Annotated in this window: 16 protein-coding genes; 7 read left to right on the forward strand and 9 right to left on the reverse strand. The window is 63.6% G+C overall.

Annotated elements, in window-relative coordinates; genetic code table 11:
- Positions 1 to 56 precede the first annotated feature (56 nt).
- Both NKI88_RS13565 and NKI88_RS13570 read right to left on the reverse strand, forming a co-directional pair.
- Positions 57 to 587 carry a hypothetical protein gene (locus NKI88_RS13565; RefSeq protein WP_023729725.1) on the reverse strand — a complete coding sequence of 177 codons (531 nt, stop codon included), beginning with the start codon at positions 585 to 587 and terminating at the stop codon, positions 57 to 59.
- Positions 580 to 1,191 (reverse strand): CGNR zinc finger domain-containing protein, encoded by a 612-nt coding sequence (locus tag NKI88_RS13570; protein ID WP_023683519.1) that lies wholly within the window; start codon positions 1,189 to 1,191, stop codon positions 580 to 582. Before NKI88_RS13570 ends, NKI88_RS13565 begins: the two co-directional genes overlap by 8 nt.
- Before the next feature lie 89 nt (positions 1,192 to 1,280).
- Here NKI88_RS13570 and NKI88_RS13575 point away from each other — a divergent pair, with 89 nt between their 5' ends.
- From NKI88_RS13575 to NKI88_RS13590, 4 genes are all read left to right on the forward strand, one after another.
- A complete protein-coding gene (locus NKI88_RS13575; protein WP_352655595.1) occupies positions 1,281 to 2,186 on the forward strand; it encodes a branched-chain amino acid ABC transporter permease in 906 nt (301 codons plus the stop codon).
- A gap of 197 nt (positions 2,187 to 2,383) precedes the next feature.
- A complete protein-coding gene (locus NKI88_RS13580) occupies positions 2,384 to 2,989 on the forward strand; it encodes a TRAP transporter small permease subunit (RefSeq protein WP_023683517.1) in 606 nt (201 codons plus the stop codon).
- Positions 2,986 to 4,764, forward strand: coding sequence for a TRAP transporter large permease (locus NKI88_RS13585; protein ID WP_352545144.1), 1,779 nt, complete (start codon positions 2,986 to 2,988; stop codon positions 4,762 to 4,764). The genes NKI88_RS13580 and NKI88_RS13585 overlap by 4 nt, the downstream gene beginning before the upstream one ends.
- 33 nt (positions 4,765 to 4,797) lie before the next feature.
- On the forward strand, positions 4,798 to 5,826 hold the full coding sequence (locus NKI88_RS13590) for a zinc-dependent alcohol dehydrogenase family protein (RefSeq protein ID WP_352655597.1): 1,029 nt from the start codon (positions 4,798 to 4,800) through the stop codon (positions 5,824 to 5,826).
- Positions 5,827 to 6,077: 251 nt separating this feature from the next.
- Here NKI88_RS13590 and NKI88_RS13595 read toward each other — a convergent pair whose 3' ends face one another.
- The gene (locus NKI88_RS13595) at positions 6,078 to 7,187 is read right to left on the reverse strand and encodes a TRAP transporter substrate-binding protein (protein WP_023725935.1); all 1,110 of its coding nucleotides are present in this window, start codon (positions 7,185 to 7,187) and stop codon (positions 6,078 to 6,080) included.
- A 294-nt stretch (positions 7,188 to 7,481) separates the two neighbouring features.
- Between NKI88_RS13595 and NKI88_RS13600 the strand changes: the two genes are divergently transcribed.
- Positions 7,482 to 8,255 (forward strand): gamma-glutamyl-gamma-aminobutyrate hydrolase family protein, encoded by a 774-nt coding sequence (locus tag NKI88_RS13600; protein ID WP_352655599.1) that lies wholly within the window; start codon positions 7,482 to 7,484, stop codon positions 8,253 to 8,255.
- 10 nt (positions 8,256 to 8,265) lie between these two features.
- Here the strand turns inward: NKI88_RS13600 and NKI88_RS13605 are convergent, their stop codons facing one another.
- From NKI88_RS13605 to NKI88_RS13625, 5 genes are all read right to left on the reverse strand, one after another.
- The gene (locus NKI88_RS13605; RefSeq protein ID WP_023683514.1) at positions 8,266 to 8,676 is read right to left on the reverse strand and encodes a hypothetical protein; all 411 of its coding nucleotides are present in this window, start codon (positions 8,674 to 8,676) and stop codon (positions 8,266 to 8,268) included.
- An 82-nt stretch (positions 8,677 to 8,758) separates the two neighbouring features.
- Positions 8,759 to 9,742: a 2-hydroxyacid dehydrogenase gene (locus tag NKI88_RS13610; protein ID WP_023671354.1), complete on the reverse strand. Its 984-nt coding sequence runs from the start codon at positions 9,740 to 9,742 to the stop codon at positions 8,759 to 8,761.
- Positions 9,739 to 10,761 (reverse strand): LacI family DNA-binding transcriptional regulator, encoded by a 1,023-nt coding sequence (locus NKI88_RS13615; RefSeq protein WP_023752463.1) that lies wholly within the window; start codon positions 10,759 to 10,761, stop codon positions 9,739 to 9,741. Before NKI88_RS13615 ends, NKI88_RS13610 begins: the two co-directional genes overlap by 4 nt.
- Positions 10,762 to 10,828: 67 nt before the next feature.
- On the reverse strand, positions 10,829 to 11,713 hold the full coding sequence (locus tag NKI88_RS13620) for a DMT family transporter (RefSeq protein ID WP_352655602.1): 885 nt from the start codon (positions 11,711 to 11,713) through the stop codon (positions 10,829 to 10,831).
- Positions 11,714 to 11,870: 157 nt separating this feature from the next.
- A complete protein-coding gene (locus NKI88_RS13625) occupies positions 11,871 to 12,836 on the reverse strand; it encodes a LysR family transcriptional regulator (protein WP_352655604.1) in 966 nt (321 codons plus the stop codon).
- A gap of 128 nt (positions 12,837 to 12,964) precedes the next feature.
- Here NKI88_RS13625 and NKI88_RS13630 point away from each other — a divergent pair, with 128 nt between their 5' ends.
- Positions 12,965 to 13,753, forward strand: coding sequence for an alpha/beta fold hydrolase (locus NKI88_RS13630; RefSeq protein ID WP_023689240.1), 789 nt, complete (start codon positions 12,965 to 12,967; stop codon positions 13,751 to 13,753).
- Here the strand turns inward: NKI88_RS13630 and NKI88_RS13635 are convergent.
- Complete coding sequence (locus NKI88_RS13635) at positions 13,750 to 14,157, reverse strand: DUF2000 family protein (RefSeq protein ID WP_023714565.1); 408 nt, start codon at positions 14,155 to 14,157, stop codon at positions 13,750 to 13,752. The two genes, NKI88_RS13630 and NKI88_RS13635, sit on opposite strands and share 4 nt — an antisense overlap.
- Before the next feature lie 46 nt (positions 14,158 to 14,203).
- On the opposite strand from NKI88_RS13635, the gene NKI88_RS13640 reads away from it, so the two are divergent.
- Positions 14,204 to 15,067 carry an AraC family transcriptional regulator gene (locus tag NKI88_RS13640; protein WP_352655606.1) on the forward strand — a complete coding sequence of 288 codons (864 nt, stop codon included), beginning with the start codon at positions 14,204 to 14,206 and terminating at the stop codon, positions 15,065 to 15,067.
- Positions 15,068 to 15,070: the final 3 nt, after the last annotated feature.

The following is a 15,070-nucleotide window of genomic DNA, read 5'->3' on the forward strand; positions in this document are numbered from 1 at the left end:
GCGGCGGTTGTCCGGCGACCGAAAATTTCCACGCAGTCGCGCCCGGCAAAGACGCGTCAGCCTTTCGAGCAATCCGGCTTCGGCTCACCCGGCAGCTTGCCGTCGGGATGGCCGGCAAGATCGGGATTGGCCGTATAGAGCTGGTCAACCACCAGCGGCCGGTCGGGAAGGATCGACTGGTCCTCGCTCGACATCAGCGTCGTGTCGATCTTCTGCAGGAACGTGCCGTCAGGACCCCTGATGCTGATGGAGATCGCATAGGGCTTGTCCTTGACGATGCAGGTGAGCGCCGGGCTCTCCAGGCTGACCTTGTCGAGCTTCGGCCAGACCTTCTGCTCGACTACCAGGGGAGGGCCGCCGGCCGGATTCTGGAAACTGGCGACCGCAACCTGGCCTTCGCCCATCGGCTGCAGGGGCCGCAGCGTCACGACATAGGTCGCCCGGGCGAGACGGTAGTTGAAGACGACGACCTTGCCGGAAACCTCGAACAGCTTGCCGTCGCCGCCGGTGTCGCGGCAGGCGCCAAGCGCAACGGCTGCAATGAGCGCTGCACCGACAAGGATCGAACGAAAAACAACCCTAGGCATTGTTGACCTCATGGGGCGCCGTGCGGCGGCGGCGATAGTGACGGCTTGCTTTCTGGCGGTTGCCGCACACAGCCATATCGCACCAAAGGCGGCTGGAATTGCGGCTCCTGTCGACGAACAGCCAGCTGCAATTGGGACAGATCCTGAGCCTGGCGACCGTGTCGTCGCGCAGCAGCGACAAGGCCGAAACCGCCAGCGCCGCCTCGAACGCGATCGGCGTCGATGGGTCGCCGAACGGTCTACCCGGTGCGCCGATTTCGGCCAGGCTCCGGTCGAGGCCGTTGGCGCAGGCCTTGAGAAAAGCGGCGAGGTCGCCGGCGGCAAGCGCACCTTTCGACACCGCGCCGCGAAACAGGCAGTCGGTCGTCTCGCGGATCGCCAGCACCACCGGGGCGATCCTGTCCGGCGAGGTCGCCTCCAGCGGTCTGCCGCCAAGCTCGGCACCGCGAAAGCCGCTTGCGGCATCGGCGAAGCGCGCGATCTCGGCCGGATCGTCAAAACGGTCGAAGGTCTTTTCCGGATCGTTGCGCAACACCACGGTGTTGGCCGTATCGAGCGCAAGAATGCCGCCGGTGAAGCGATGTGGGGTCCAAGATACTGTCATATCAGAAATCTAACCCATAAAACGCATTTGACAAGTTAGATTCTACGATGCAAACCTTGGCGCGGGCTCCGGCGCCCGGAAAGCTGTCTATGCTCTATTTCTTCCAGCAGGTGCTGAACGGGCTGCATTCCGGCGCGCTCTATGCGCTGCTTGCCTTCGGCTACGTGCTGACCAACGGCATCCTGCACCGGACCAATCTCGCCTATGGCGCGCTGTTCGCCTTTTGCGGCCAGACGATGATCCTGACCGTGGCCTTCGGCTATCAGGTATTGTGGCTGACCTTGCTGGCGGCAGTGGTGCTCGGCGTCGTCACGGCTTTCCTTTATGCCGCGCTGATCGGCCACGTGCTGGCGCGCAGCGTCTTCGAACCGCTGGCTGACCGCACGCCCAATGCCATTGTGGTGACGACGCTCGGCATCCTGCTGGTGCTGTCGGAAGCAAGCCGTATCGCCGCCGACACGCATGATTGGTGGCTGCCGCCGATGCTGGCGCAACCCATTGTCTTCGCTCAGGATGCCGGCTTCCAGGCGACGCTGACGCTGATCCAGCTCATCGATTGCGCGGTGGTTCTGGCGGCCATCATGCTCGCTGCATGGGCGTTTGCCCGCTCGGGCTTCGGTCGCCGTTGGCGCGCCGTCTCCGACGATCCCAAAGCGGCTGCCATGTGCGGCGTGGACGTGCGCGCAGTGTTCCGGCATGCGGTGCTGTTCGGCGGTTTCTGCGCCGCGCTGGCCGGAATCATGGCCGCCCTTTACTACGGCAATGTCAGCTTCGGCTCCGGCCTCGTCTACGGGCTGAAAATCCTGTTCGTGACGGCGGTGGGCGGCTATCTCTCTCCGCCTCGGGCCGCGCTCGGTGCGGCCGCCTTCGGCATGACGGAGTCGCTATGGGCCGGCTATTTCCCGATCGAATGGCGCGATGGCTGGATGTATCTGTTCCTGGTCGCGGCACTTGTGCTGATCGGTCCCGGCCGCGACCAGCAGAAGATCGCCTGATCGCCGCATCTGCTGTCAGACTTTGGTTGCATGACGCAGCAGCCGGTCGGCACTTATCCCCTGCCTCCCGTCACGACGGCGTTGATCGCGCCCATGCCATGTTGACCCGCCGAACCACGCACGGCATACCGTTGGGCCACAGCGGCGCGACGGAAAATAGGGGAGCCGGCGCGCCTTCGACCTCAGGGAGGAAATGCATGGCAGGGCTGCTCGCTCTATCCAGAACGATCGACCGTATGAACGAGTTCATCGGCCGGTGGATATCGTGGCTGATCCTGCTGGCAATCCTGGTCAGCGCCGCCAATGCCATCATCCGCAAGGTCTTCGACGTCTCGTCGAATGCCTGGCTGGAACTGCAGTGGTACCTGTTCGGCGCCGCCTTCATGCTGGCCGCCGCCTACACGCTGAAACAGAACGACCATATCCGCATCGACATCGTCTACGGCATGTGGTCGCGCCGCGTGCAGCACTGGATCGACCTGCTCGGTCATGTCTTCTTCCTGATGCCGTTCGTGACGCTGATGGTGATCTATTTTGTCCCCTACGTGTCGCTGTCGTTCCGCAGCGGCGAAATGTCGAACAATTCCGGCGGCCTGATCATCTGGCCGGCCAAGGCAATCCTGCTCGTCGGCTTCTTCCTGCTGGCGCTGCAAGGCATCTCCGAGATCATCAAGAAGATCGCCATCATGCGCGGCGACATGGACGATCCCAATCCGTTCATCTCGGTGCACGAACAGGCCGAGCTCGAGGCTAAAGCCCTTGCTGAAGAGGCCAAGGCGCTCGCCCAGGAGGCGCGCCCATGATCGAGTTCATCGCCCAGAACATGGCGCCGATCATGTTCGCTTCGCTGATCATCTTCCTGCTGATCGGCTATCCCGTCGCTTTTTCACTCGCCGCAAACGGCCTGATGTTCTTCTTCATCGGCGTCGTGCTGTCGCCCTATTCGGGCGGCTCGATCAACCTGGCGTGGCCGCTGCTGCATGCGCTGCCCGACAATTTCTACGGCAGCCGGGTGATGTCGAACGACACGCTCTTGGCAATCCCGTTCTTCACCTTCATGGGCATCGTGCTGGAACGATCGGGCATGGCCGAGGACCTGCTCGACACGATCGGCCAGCTGTTCGGCCCGGTTCGCGGCGGCCTTGCCTATGCGGTGATTTTCGTCGGCGCGCTGCTTGCCGCGACCACGGGCGTGGTCGCGGCTTCGGTCATCGCCATGGGCCTGATCTCGCTGCCGATCATGCTGCGCTACGGCTATGACCGCCGGCTGGCATCGGGCGTGATTGCTGCATCCGGCACGCTGGCGCAGATCATCCCGCCGTCGCTGGTGCTGATCGTTCTGGCCGACCAGCTCGGCCGCTCGGTCGGCGACATGTATGCCGGCGCGCTGATCCCCGGCCTGGTGCTGACCGGCCTGTACACGCTCTACATCCTGATCATGTCGATCGTCCGGCCGAACTCGATGCCGGCGTTGCCGCTGGCGGCCCGCACGCTTGGCCACGGCGTGCTGTCGCTGCTCGCGGCACTGCTGGTGGCAGTCGCGGCTTCCTATGCGGCATATCGCTACCTTGCGCCGGCGCATGGCGACAATGCCGATATCCTTGGCGCCAGCATCGGGGTGATCCTGATCTATATCGTGGCGATCGCCGACAAGGGCCTGAACATCAACATGATGTCCAGGTTGGCGCAGCAGGTGATCATCGTTTTGATCCCGCCTCTGGCGCTGATCTTCCTGGTGCTGGGCACCATCTTCCTCGGCATCGCCACCCCGACGGAGGGCGGCGCCATGGGCGCGGTTGGCGCCCTGGCGATGGCGGCAATGAAGGGGCGGTTGTCGCTGGATGTCATCAAACAGGCGCTCGCGTCGACCACCAGGCTTTCCTCCTTCGTGCTGTTCATCCTGATCGGCGCGCGGGTGTTCTCGCTGACCTTCTACGGCGTCAACGGCCACGTCTGGGTCGAGCATTTGTTGACGTCGCTGCCGGGCGGCGAAGTCGGCTTCCTGATCGGCGTCAACATCCTGGTCTTCGTGCTCGCCTTCTTCCTCGACTTCTTCGAGCTCGCCTTCATCATCGTACCGCTCTTGGCGCCGGCTGCCGATAAGCTCGGCATCGACCTGATCTGGTTCGGCGTGCTGCTCGGCGTCAACATGCAGACAAGCTTCATGCACCCGCCTTTCGGCTTTGCGCTGTTCTACCTGCGCTCTGTCGCCGCGCGCGTGCCCTATCTCGATCGCCTCACCGGCAAGCAGATCGCGCCGGTGACCACCGGCCAGATCTATTGGGGCGCCGTGCCCTTCGTCTGCATCCAGGTGATCATGATCGGGCTGACCATCGCCTTCCCGCAAATGGTCATGCGCTACAAGGGTGCGGCCGTCGATCCGGGAACGATCGAGATCAACTTGCCTGATATGCCAAGCCTTGCGCCTCTCGGCACACCACCACCAGCCAACGGTGGCCCATCACCCGCGGCGCCACCGTCGAACAATCTCTCGCAGCCGCCGAATTTCGGCGAGACGCCGCCCGCCAAGCCGGCGGCGCCGGCGACCGACCTGTCGCAGCCGCCGAACTTCAACTGATGTGTGAACACTGAGAACCTGAGTGAGGATGTTATGAGAGCCGTGCGCCTGGAAGCCGTGGGCAGCATTGCGCTACGGGAGGTCGACAAGCCTGTTGCGGGACCGCAGGACGTTCTGGTGCGCGTCGAAGCCTGCGGCGTTTGCGGCACCGACCGTCACCTCCTCCACGGCGAATTCCCTTCGAGCCCGCCGGTGACGCTTGGTCACGAATTCTGCGGCATCGTCGAGGCTGTCGGCGACGCGGTTTCCGGCATCGCCATCGGTGACCGTGTTACCGGCGATCCCAACATCTTCTGCGGACGCTGCAGTCATTGCCGAGCCGGCCGCGTCAATCTGTGCAGCAATCTCAGGGCCATCGGCATCCATCGCGACGGCGGCTTCGCCGACTACGTCGTGATGCCGCAGAGCCAGGCCTTTCTTCTGCCTGCGAACCTCAAGCCAACGCATGGCGCCTTCTGCGAGCCGCTGGCCTGCTGCCTGCACGCTGTCGACCTCGCCGGAATCAGACCCGGCGCTGCCGTGGTGGTGCTTGGTGGCGGCGTCATCGGCCTGCTTACCGTGCAATTGGCGAGGCTCGCAGGAGCGGCGACAATCATCCTGTCGACGCGGCAGGCCTCCCGCCGGGCGCTCGCCGAAGAACTCGGTGCAACGGCGACGGTCGACCCAAGTGCGGTCGACCCGATCGAGGCGATCGCCGGCCCAGCCGGCCTTGTGCCCGGCGGGGCCGACGTGGTGCTCGAATGCGCCGGTGTCCCCGATACCGTCGAACAATCGATGCGGCTGGCGAAGTCCGGCGGCTCGGTGGTGATCGTCGGCGTGATGCCGCAAGGCGTGAAAGTGCCCTTCGAACCGTTCGACATCCTGTTTCGCGAGCTGAAGGTTCTCGGCTCGTTCATCAATCCCTTCACCCACAGGCGGGCGGCGGACCTTGTCGCGTCCGGCGCAATCGAGATCGACAAGCTCATCTCCAGACAGGTCGGCCTGGACGGAGCCCCCTCGGTTATCTCCAACCCGGCCGCCCTCGGCGAGGTCAAGGTGTTGGTGGTGCCGGGCAGGGAATGAAGGGCAGCCTCAATCCTGCGACGTTGGCGATTGGCGAAACGACGATGACCGCGTCCCTCTCCCTGTCACTATACGGGGAGAGGATGCCGGCAGGCAGGTAAGGGGCAGCGTCAACGCTTGGATGGATAAGGTATAATTTCGGGCTCAAGGCGCCTACCAGGCCCAAGGCGATCGCCGAAGTTTGCGCCGCCCCTCATCCCCCTGCCGGGACCTTCTCCCCGTATAGTGACGGGGAGAAGGGGCTAATGTTCCTACAGCTTGCCGTTGCGCTGCTGGACCATCATGAAGGTATCGTAATTGTACTCGGCCACCTGGGCCCACAGATAGTGCTCCTTGCGGAAGCCCTTGATCGAGTCCCAGATCTTCTTAAACGGCGCGTTGGTGGCTTCCATTTCGGTGTAGACCTCATTGGCCTTCTCGAAACAGGCGGCCATGATGTCCTGGCTGAACGGGCGCAATTTCGCGCCGCCGGCCACCAGCCGCTTCACCGCTGCAGGATTGAGATAGTCGTATTTCTGCAGCATGTTGGCGTCTGCCGCGTGCGCGGCCGTGTGCACCAGCGACTTGTAGGCCGGCGAAAGCTCTTCGTACTTCGCCTTGTTGAACAGGAGATGGACGGTCGGACCGCCTTCCCACCAGCCGGGATAGTAGTAGTAGGGCGCGACCTTGTAGAAGCCGAGCTTCTCGTCATCATAGGGGCCGACCCATTCGGCGGCGTCGATGGTGCCCTTTTCCAGCGCCGGATAGATGTCGCCACCGGCGATCTGCTGCGGCACGACACCGAGCTTCGAGACCACTTTGCCGGCAAAGCCGCCTATGCGCATCTTGAGGCCGGACAGGTCGGCGACGGTGTTGATCTCCTTGCGGAACCAGCCGCCCATCTGCACGCCGGTGTTGCCGCCGGGCAGGCCGAAAAGACCCTGCGTGGCAAGAAACTCGTTGAACAGGTCGATGCCGCCGCCATGATAGTGCCAGGCATTCATGCCGCGCGCGTTGAGCGAGAACGGCACTGCCGCACCCAGCGCCCATGTCGGGTCCTTGCCCCAGTAATAGTATGACACCGTGTGGCAGGCCTCGACGGTGCCGGCCGTGGTGGCGTCGGCCGCCTGCAGGCCGGGCACGAGTTCGCCGGAGGCGAAGACCTGGACCTGGAAATTGCCGTCCGTCGCCTCAGACAGCATCTTGGAGAAGACTTCCGCGCCGCCATAGATCGTATCGAGTGACTTGGGGAAGGATGACGCCAACCGCCACGTCACTTTCGGATTGGACTGGGCGATTGCCGGTGCGGCTAGCGTAGCGGCAGCCGCCGCTGCGCCCACGCCGGTGACCCCGGCCTTGCGGATGAATGAACGACGATCCATGCAGTTCCTCCCTATTGGACCAACAACCGATATCAGGGACATCTCCTCACGTCCGGTATCGATTTGCCCGAAACAATACACGGGCAAAAGGTCGAGTCCAGCATGGTGGCGGGATTTGACGGCGGCGCTGGCGACAAATCCGCGGGCCGGCCGGCCAGCCTGCAACTATAGTCTAACGTTCGCCGCGTGGCCCATGCGAGATGGCGAAACTTGCCATGGAAAAGCGCCTTCGGATCGCCTATTTTGCAGGCACAATAGCTATTCGCTTCGCGCCAAATGGAATCCGGACCCAAAATGCACCAGCCGCTCGTCGCCATATCAACCGACGTCCGTCAGTTCGACAACTACACCTGGCATGCCGTCCCGCAGCAATATATCGAGGCAGCACTTTCCGGCGCCGGCGTGTTCCCGCTTTTGGTGCCGTCATTCGGTGACCGGCTCGACTTCGACGAGCTGTTGTCTTCGGTCGACGGTGTCATCGTCACTGGCTCGAAGTCCAACGTGCATCCATCGCTCTATGGCGGCGACGCCAGCGAAGCCAACGGCCCCTACGACCCGGCGCGCGATTCCACCACGCTGCCGCTAATCCGCAAGGCGATCGAGCGCGGCGTGCCGCTGCTTGCCATCTGCCGCGGCATCCAGGAGTTGAACGTTGCGCTGGGCGGCACGCTTGGCACCGAGATCCAGGAGCGCGAAGGCTCGCTCGACCATCGCGCGCCGGTGAGCGACAACCAGGACGAACGCTTCGCCATTCACCAGACCATTTCGATCAAGCCGGGCAGCTGCCTGGCCGGCGTGTTTGGCGCCGGCGACATCAAGGTCAACTCGCTGCACCGCCAAGGCATCGACCGGCTCGGCTCGAAGCTGCAGGTCGAGGCGGTTGCCGGCGACGGCACGGTGGAGGCAGTTTCGGTGAAGGACGCCCGCGCCTTCGCCGTCGGCGTGCAATGGCACCCCGAATACTGGGTCAAGTCGGACGGCAACTCGGCCAAGATCTTCCGCGCCTTCGGCGATGCGGTGCGCCTGCATGCGGCGGCGAAGGCCGGCGCGCGGGCGGCGGCGGAATAAATCCCGACGATCAATTGCCGGCGGATTGATCCCGTTCGCCGGTTGTCGCCAGCGAAAGCAGCGGCGTGGCCGGAGCGTAGGATTCGTAGCCGTCGCCATCCGCAACCGAGAAGGTGACGATCGGGTCGGTGCCGTCGGCGCTGAACGCGATCGTGCCGTCCTCGCCCTCTCGCCAGAATTTTGCCCGCTCGATCCCCGGCAGCAGCCCGCGGCAGTTCGGCGCCACGGTCAACAGCGACAGGCCATCGTCAATCGCGGCGCCGCGGCTAACCGCGCAGTCGCCTTCGTCGCCATTGGCGACCAGCCTGAAGGTGGTTGCCGGCCTTGCTTCATTGGCCGAACTTTCACTGCTGCCGCCGTGAAACAGCTGAAAGCCGGCGAAAAGTGCCGCTGCCGCAATCAATGCCGGAAGTTTCGTCATCTTGCACTCCGCGCCCCCCGGCGCAGATGCAGAATGATTCCAAAGCGTTAAGCCGACGTTAACGAGTGTGGCAGACAGCCGCTCAGCTTCGTGGCTTGACTTGCGCCGTCTCCGGCACCGGGGTCAGTGGCCGGCGCTCGCTGAACCAGGATACCAGATTGTCGACGCACAGATCCGCCATGGCGCGGCGCGTGTGGTGCGAGGCCGAACCGACATGGGGCAAAAGCGAGGTGTTGGGCGCCTCCAGCAAAGCCTTGGGCACATTCGGTTCATCGGCGAAAACATCGAGCCCGGCCGCGGCGATGGTGCCGTTGGCAAGCGCTGCGGCGAGGTCTGCCTCGTCGACCGTGCTGCCACGGCCGATGTTGACGAAAACGCCGTTGGCGCCAAGCGCCGCCAGGATTTCGGCATTGACCGCCTTCTCCGTGGAAGCGCCGCCCGGCACTACGGAAATCAGCGTATCGACCGCTTCGGCAAGGCCCTTCAGCGTCGGGTGGTATTCATAAGCCAGACCTTCGACCTTGCGCCTGTTGTGGTAGGCCACCGGCAGCCCGAACGCTTCCAGCCGGCGCGCAATGGCAAGGCCGATGCGGCCCATGCCGAAAATGCCGACATGCCGACCGCGCAAGGTCAGCCGGCTCAGGGGATAGTTGCCCTTCTTCACCCAACTGCCGTCGCGCAGCCATTTCTCGGCGTTGTAAAGTTCACGCACGGTGTTGAGCAAAAGGCCGATCGTGGTGTCGGCGACCTCCTCGGTCAAAACATCGGGGGTGTTGGTGACCATGATGTTTTTCTTGGCCGCATGGCCGGCATCGACCGAATCATAGCCGACGCCGAAGGAGGCGATGAGTTCGAGGTTGGGCAATGCATCCATCAATGCCGCATTGACGCCGGCAAAGGACGCAATGGCGCGCACGTCATGGCGCATCTCCTCGGTGACCAGGGCGGGATCGGCTCGCTCTATCTTGACCCGCTTGAAGGTGCGGTCGATGCGCTCGACCGCATGGTCGTTGAAATGTCCCGGCACCAGAACGGCGACGGTCTGCAACGCATCAGTCTTGGTCATTCACGCTCCACCGGCTTGCCGGTCGACTGGCGCACATGCAGTTCCGGCTTGATCAGTTCCTGTGACGGCCGTACCGCCTGTCCGTTCAGCTTGTCGAGCAGCGCGCTGGCGGCACGGCGGCCGACCTCTCGCTGGCCATTCCAGACTGTGGTGAGCGCCGGTGTCGCGATTGCCGCCTCCTCGAGATCGTCATAGCCGGTGACCGAGATGTCGGCGCCCGGCACCAGGCCGGCGCGGGCAATGCCGTTCATCAGGCCGATGGCGACCAGATCATTCCAGCAGCAAGCGGCGGTTGGCTTGTCTTTAAGTGCCAAAAACTGTCCAGCCGCCTCGAATCCGCCCTGCTTGGTGCGCGGCCCGGCGATGCGCCAGGACGGCCTGACCTCAAGCCCGGCGGCCTCCATGGCGTTGAGATAGCCCTGGTAGCGGTCGCGCCCTGTCGAGGTCTGGTCGGTGCCGCCGATCATGGCGATGCGCTTGTGCCCGAGCGAGATCAGATGATTGGTGGCAAGTGCCGTGCCATAGGCATCGTCACCACGAAACACCGGCACGTCGGCGCCTTCCACGCTGCGTGCGATCAGCACCGCCGGCAGGCCGTTTTCCTCGGCCATGACGATGTCGGAAGCCGGCGTGCCGATGGCCGGCGACATGATGACGCCGTCGGCGCCAAGCTGCAGCAGCGTATCGATGAAGGTGCGTTGCTTTTCCAACTGGTCATAATGGTTGGACAGGATGAAGGTCTGCCGGCTGCGATCGAGTTCGCTTTCGATCGAGCGCAGGATCTCGGCGAAGAACGGGTTCATGATGTCGTGCACGACGACACCGACAATGCCCGAGCGCGAGGTGCGCAGTGAGGCGGCGCGGCGGTTGTAGATATACCCGATGGCCCGCGCATGTTCCTTGATGCGGTCACGCGTGGCGCCGGCGACCAGCGGGCTGTCGCGCAAGGCGAGGGAGACCGTGGCCGTGGACACGCCAAGCGCATCCGCGATCGTCGAAAGCTTGATCTTTTGTGCCAGCCCTTCGCTCCCCGAGTTTTTTTAAAATTTTTTAAATGCGGCGTTATGCCATCGGATTCGGAGCAAATCAAAGTTTTTTCGCCAGCGCCTCCGCCTCGGCATCGACGGTCGTGCGATTGCGCAGCCGCAAACGGTGCTCGCGATGGATGATGTAAAGGCCGCTGGCGACGATGATGGCAGCACCCACCAGCGTCCAGCGGTCGGGGAACTGGTGGAAGATGATCCAGCCGGACAGGATCATCCAGACCATCTGCGAATAGGGGTACGGCGCCAGCGCCGTGGTGGTCGCCAGGCGGTAGGCCTGCACCAGCAGCCAGTGGCCGCCGGCGCCGAACACGCCCAGCATCACCAGTATGAACCAGTGCCAGCCATCCTGCGGCAGCCCATGCGAGAACGGCAGCATCGGCAGAAGCAGCACGGCCGGCGCCAGCGCCGAAAACAGGATCAGGCTTTCCGAGGTTTCGCTGGCTGACATCCGCCGCGTCATGATGACGTAAAAACTGTTCGACAGCATCGAGCCGAGCGCGAAAAGATGGCCGATGCCGAACACGCCGATGCCCGGCCTTGTAATGACGAGCACGCCGACAAAGCCCGACAGGATTGCCAGCCAGCGCCGCCAGCCGGCCCATTCACCAAGCAGCGGTCCGGCAAGGGCGGTGATCACCATCGGCCCGAAGAAGTAGATCGAGGTGGTCTCGGCCAGTTGAAGCGTTTTGAGCGCCATGACGTTGCACATGGTCGAGCCGAACAGCAGACCGCCGCGCAGGATGTGGGCCGGCAAATTGTTGGCGCGGAAGCGCGACGGCTCGCGCCAGCCGCGCAGGAAGACGCCGACAAGCAGGACATGGACGGTGAAGCGGGCCCAGGCGACGATCAGCCCCGAGACGCCGGCCAGCACCAGATATTTGCTCGAGGTGTCGAGAAAGGTGAAAAAGACATAGGTCGAAAGCATGAACAGCATCGCCGCGGGCGGCGTTGCGCTTTCGTCTGATTTTGCGGGGACGTTCAAATGTCAGGCCGGGCAGGGAGGATCAACGCTTAACCTTTGCGGCAATCGCCTGCGCCCGGCAAGCCAAAAGCGACTGGCACAACAGGCGTCTGAGACAGGTTCAGCGCAGGCCGATCCGATGCCAGCTAAGGCGCTTTGCGTTCCGCTGCGACGTTCTGACATCCGGTGCTTTGCCGTCGGATGCCACTTGCGCCTGGAGATGAAGCCACAACGCCTCGGCGACGGGTCCATGCGGTCGGTCGCGCCGGCGCACCGCCGCCAGGATCTCCGTCCGGCCGGGCAGATGTGCACCAGCGATCGAGATCAGCCTCCTATCCCGCAGTTCGTCCTCGATCAGCCATGCCGGCAGATGGCCCCAGGCCAGTCCGTGAAGGATCAGTTCCTTCTTCATCAGATGATCCGGCGCCGAGCACTGATGCGCGCCGTCGATGAGGAAATAGCTCTCCGGCGCTGGCCGCCGCGCCGTGTCGCGGATCACGCACTGGGTGAAGGGCCGCATCTGCTCCGGCGCAATCTCGCGGCCAGGCGCGAACGGAAGGAACCCAGGCGCCACCACCGGCACGAGGGGCACCGCGCAGAGATCGATCCGCTCGAGATGCGGATCGGAAGGATCCGCGCGATGGAAGATGAGGTCAGCCGAGCCTTCCATCAACCGTTCGAGCGGACCGCCGACCGCCTCGTACTCCAGGTGCAGGCGTGTCCCGGTGCGTTCGGCAAAGAAGCCGCTGAGCATACGCAGGATTTGCGGTCGCGGGCAGAGATCACCCATGACGACACGCAGGACCGTCTCCTCGCCACTCGCCAACTGGCCCGCATAGGTTCGCAGATGGTCGAGCTCGCGCAATGTCAGCTGCGCTCGCGCGTGAAACTCGCGGCCCGCCTCCGTCAGCTCCACCCGATATCCGCTGCGGTCGAGAAGTGTGAGCCCGAGCAACTGCTCGAGGCGTGCGACAGCGGCGAAGACGGATGGATGCGATCGGTTCAAGGCAAGGGCGGCCGCCTGGAAGCTGCCCTCGCTTGCCACGGCGTCAAAGCACCGTAGGTCGTGGAGTTTCAGACCATTCATTATCGCCAAAACCTACTGAGATTGTCCAATCATAGTAATTTTCCTGGATAATTACGAGGCCTAGGGTGGCTCATTCAAAGGGCGGCGGGAGCATCGAACTCCTTTCGCCAGGGTGAGATGAGGACCAGATGACTGACACGCTTTATTTTACGACGGGCGACGGCTGCCGGATCGCCTATCAGCTGGCGGGGGCCGGCCCTGTGCTTGTGCTCTCGAATTCCATTGCGACGAACCTGCATATGTGGGACCGGCAGCTTGCGGAATTTGCCGGATCTTTCCGGGTGCTGCGCTATGATCTGCGCGGCCACGGCAGTTCCGATGCTCCGGCCGGAGCCTATTCGCTCGATCGGCTGGGCCGCGACGTCCTTGAGTTGCTGGATGCGCTTCAGATCGCCCGCGTGCATTTCTGCGGGCTGTCGCTGGGCGGCTTCGTAGGGCAGTGGCTGGGTATCCATGCCCCGGACCGCATCGAGCGTCTCATCCTTTCCAACACCTCGCCACATCTCGGGCCGGCTTCTTACTTTGACGAGCAGATCCGTACTGTCCTTGCTGCGAGCAACATGTCGGCCGCCGCGGACATGTTCATGCACAACTGGTTTCCCGCCTCGATGCTTGCCGGCCCAAACGAAACCGTCGACGCGTTCCGCGCGATGGTCCTGGCGACGCCGCCCCAAGGTCTCGCGGGATGCTTCGCCGCCGTACGCGATTGCGATCTGCGCCGGACTGTCTCCCTCATTACCGCCCCCACTCTGGTGATCGGTGGAGAAGACGACAAGGTAACGCTGGCAAGCCACAGCGAGGCGATCGCAGCCAGCATCCCCGGCGCCACGCTTACACTGCTTCCGGGCGTCCATATGCTGAACGTCGAGCGGCCGACTGAATTCATGAGCGCCGTTACACGCTTCCTGCTGAATTAGGCGTGCATGCGGGCGCCCTTGGTGATCTTGTCGACGAGTTTCTTGTCGGCACGCAGCGCGATGCCGACGATCTTGGCGTCCTCAGGGCCGAACTCGGCGAAGACGGCGCGGTTGGCCGCATCGAAGCCGGTGGCAAACATCTCCTCGACATAGGCTGACGCCGTCACGCCCCGCTCCAGCGCCTTCCGGTGGATGGAGTTGAGCGTCGGCCCATCGGCCGAAAGCACGATGACCGGCTGGATCGACAGAGGATTGTAAAGGTTGCCGGCGCGGTCGCGGTAGGGTTCGCCGATAATGTCGGGGAATTGCGCGACGACGCCGCTGCTCAGGAAGGCCGTGACGTTGAGCTTTTGCCAGACGGCGAGATCGTCCCGCAGCACGATTGCAAATTTCGTATCGAACACCAAAATGAGGACTCCGGAGCACGCCCATGAAGGGCAGGGATAGGTGATGACGCACGATCTAGACGGTGAGGCGACACAGGGTCTTGGACGTTCGTGCGCGGATGAAGACCGGATCGTCTCGGCGCCAGGCAGGACCGGCATCGAGCGCATCGAGGCGCATTTCCATGGCAAAGCCTTCGACCTGCACCGTCATGATACGCTTGCCGTCGGCGTGACGCTTTCCGGTGTGCAGCGCTTCCACTACAGGGGCACTGTCAACCACAGCCTGCCCGGCCAGGTTATCGTGCTGCATCCCGACGAAGTGCACGATGGCGGCGCCGGGACCGAGGATGGTCTGCGCTACCGGATCCTCTATCTGGAACCCTCACTGCTGCTCGACTGCCTCGACGGCGCGCCGCTGCCTTTCGTCAGGGATGCTGTGGTCAGCGATCCTGCCTTGCGTGGCACGCTGCTTTCGGCCCTGTCGCCGCTCTATGAGGAACTGGACGAGCTGTTCGTCGCCGATTTCGTTGCGGAGCTGGCGCAGCATCTGGGGCGTCATGCGGGACAGAAAGCAAAGCCGATGGGGAAGTCGGCCTCGCGTGCGGCAGCGCTGGCGCGCGGCTATCTCGAGGAGAATGCCGAGCGGTCCGTTCGTTCCGATGAGCTGGAAGCCGTCACCGGGCTCGACCGCTATGCGCTGTCACGCCATTTTCGCGCGACCTATTCCACCAGCCCGCATCGGTTCCTGCTGATGCGCCGGCTGCAAAAGGCAAGACGGATGATCGAGGTGGGCGAGCCGCTGGCCGAGATTGCCGTTGGCGCCGGCTTCAGCGACCAGAGTCATTTCAACAGGCATTTCAAGAAAGCATTCGGCCTGACGCCCGGCCGCTGGTCGGCGCTGGTGCGCGGCCCTTCGGTGGCGGCCTAGCTC

It is taken from the genome of Mesorhizobium sp. M0317 (genome assembly GCF_040321555.1).
In the GTDB taxonomy this organism is placed as follows: domain Bacteria; phylum Pseudomonadota; class Alphaproteobacteria; order Rhizobiales; family Rhizobiaceae; genus Mesorhizobium.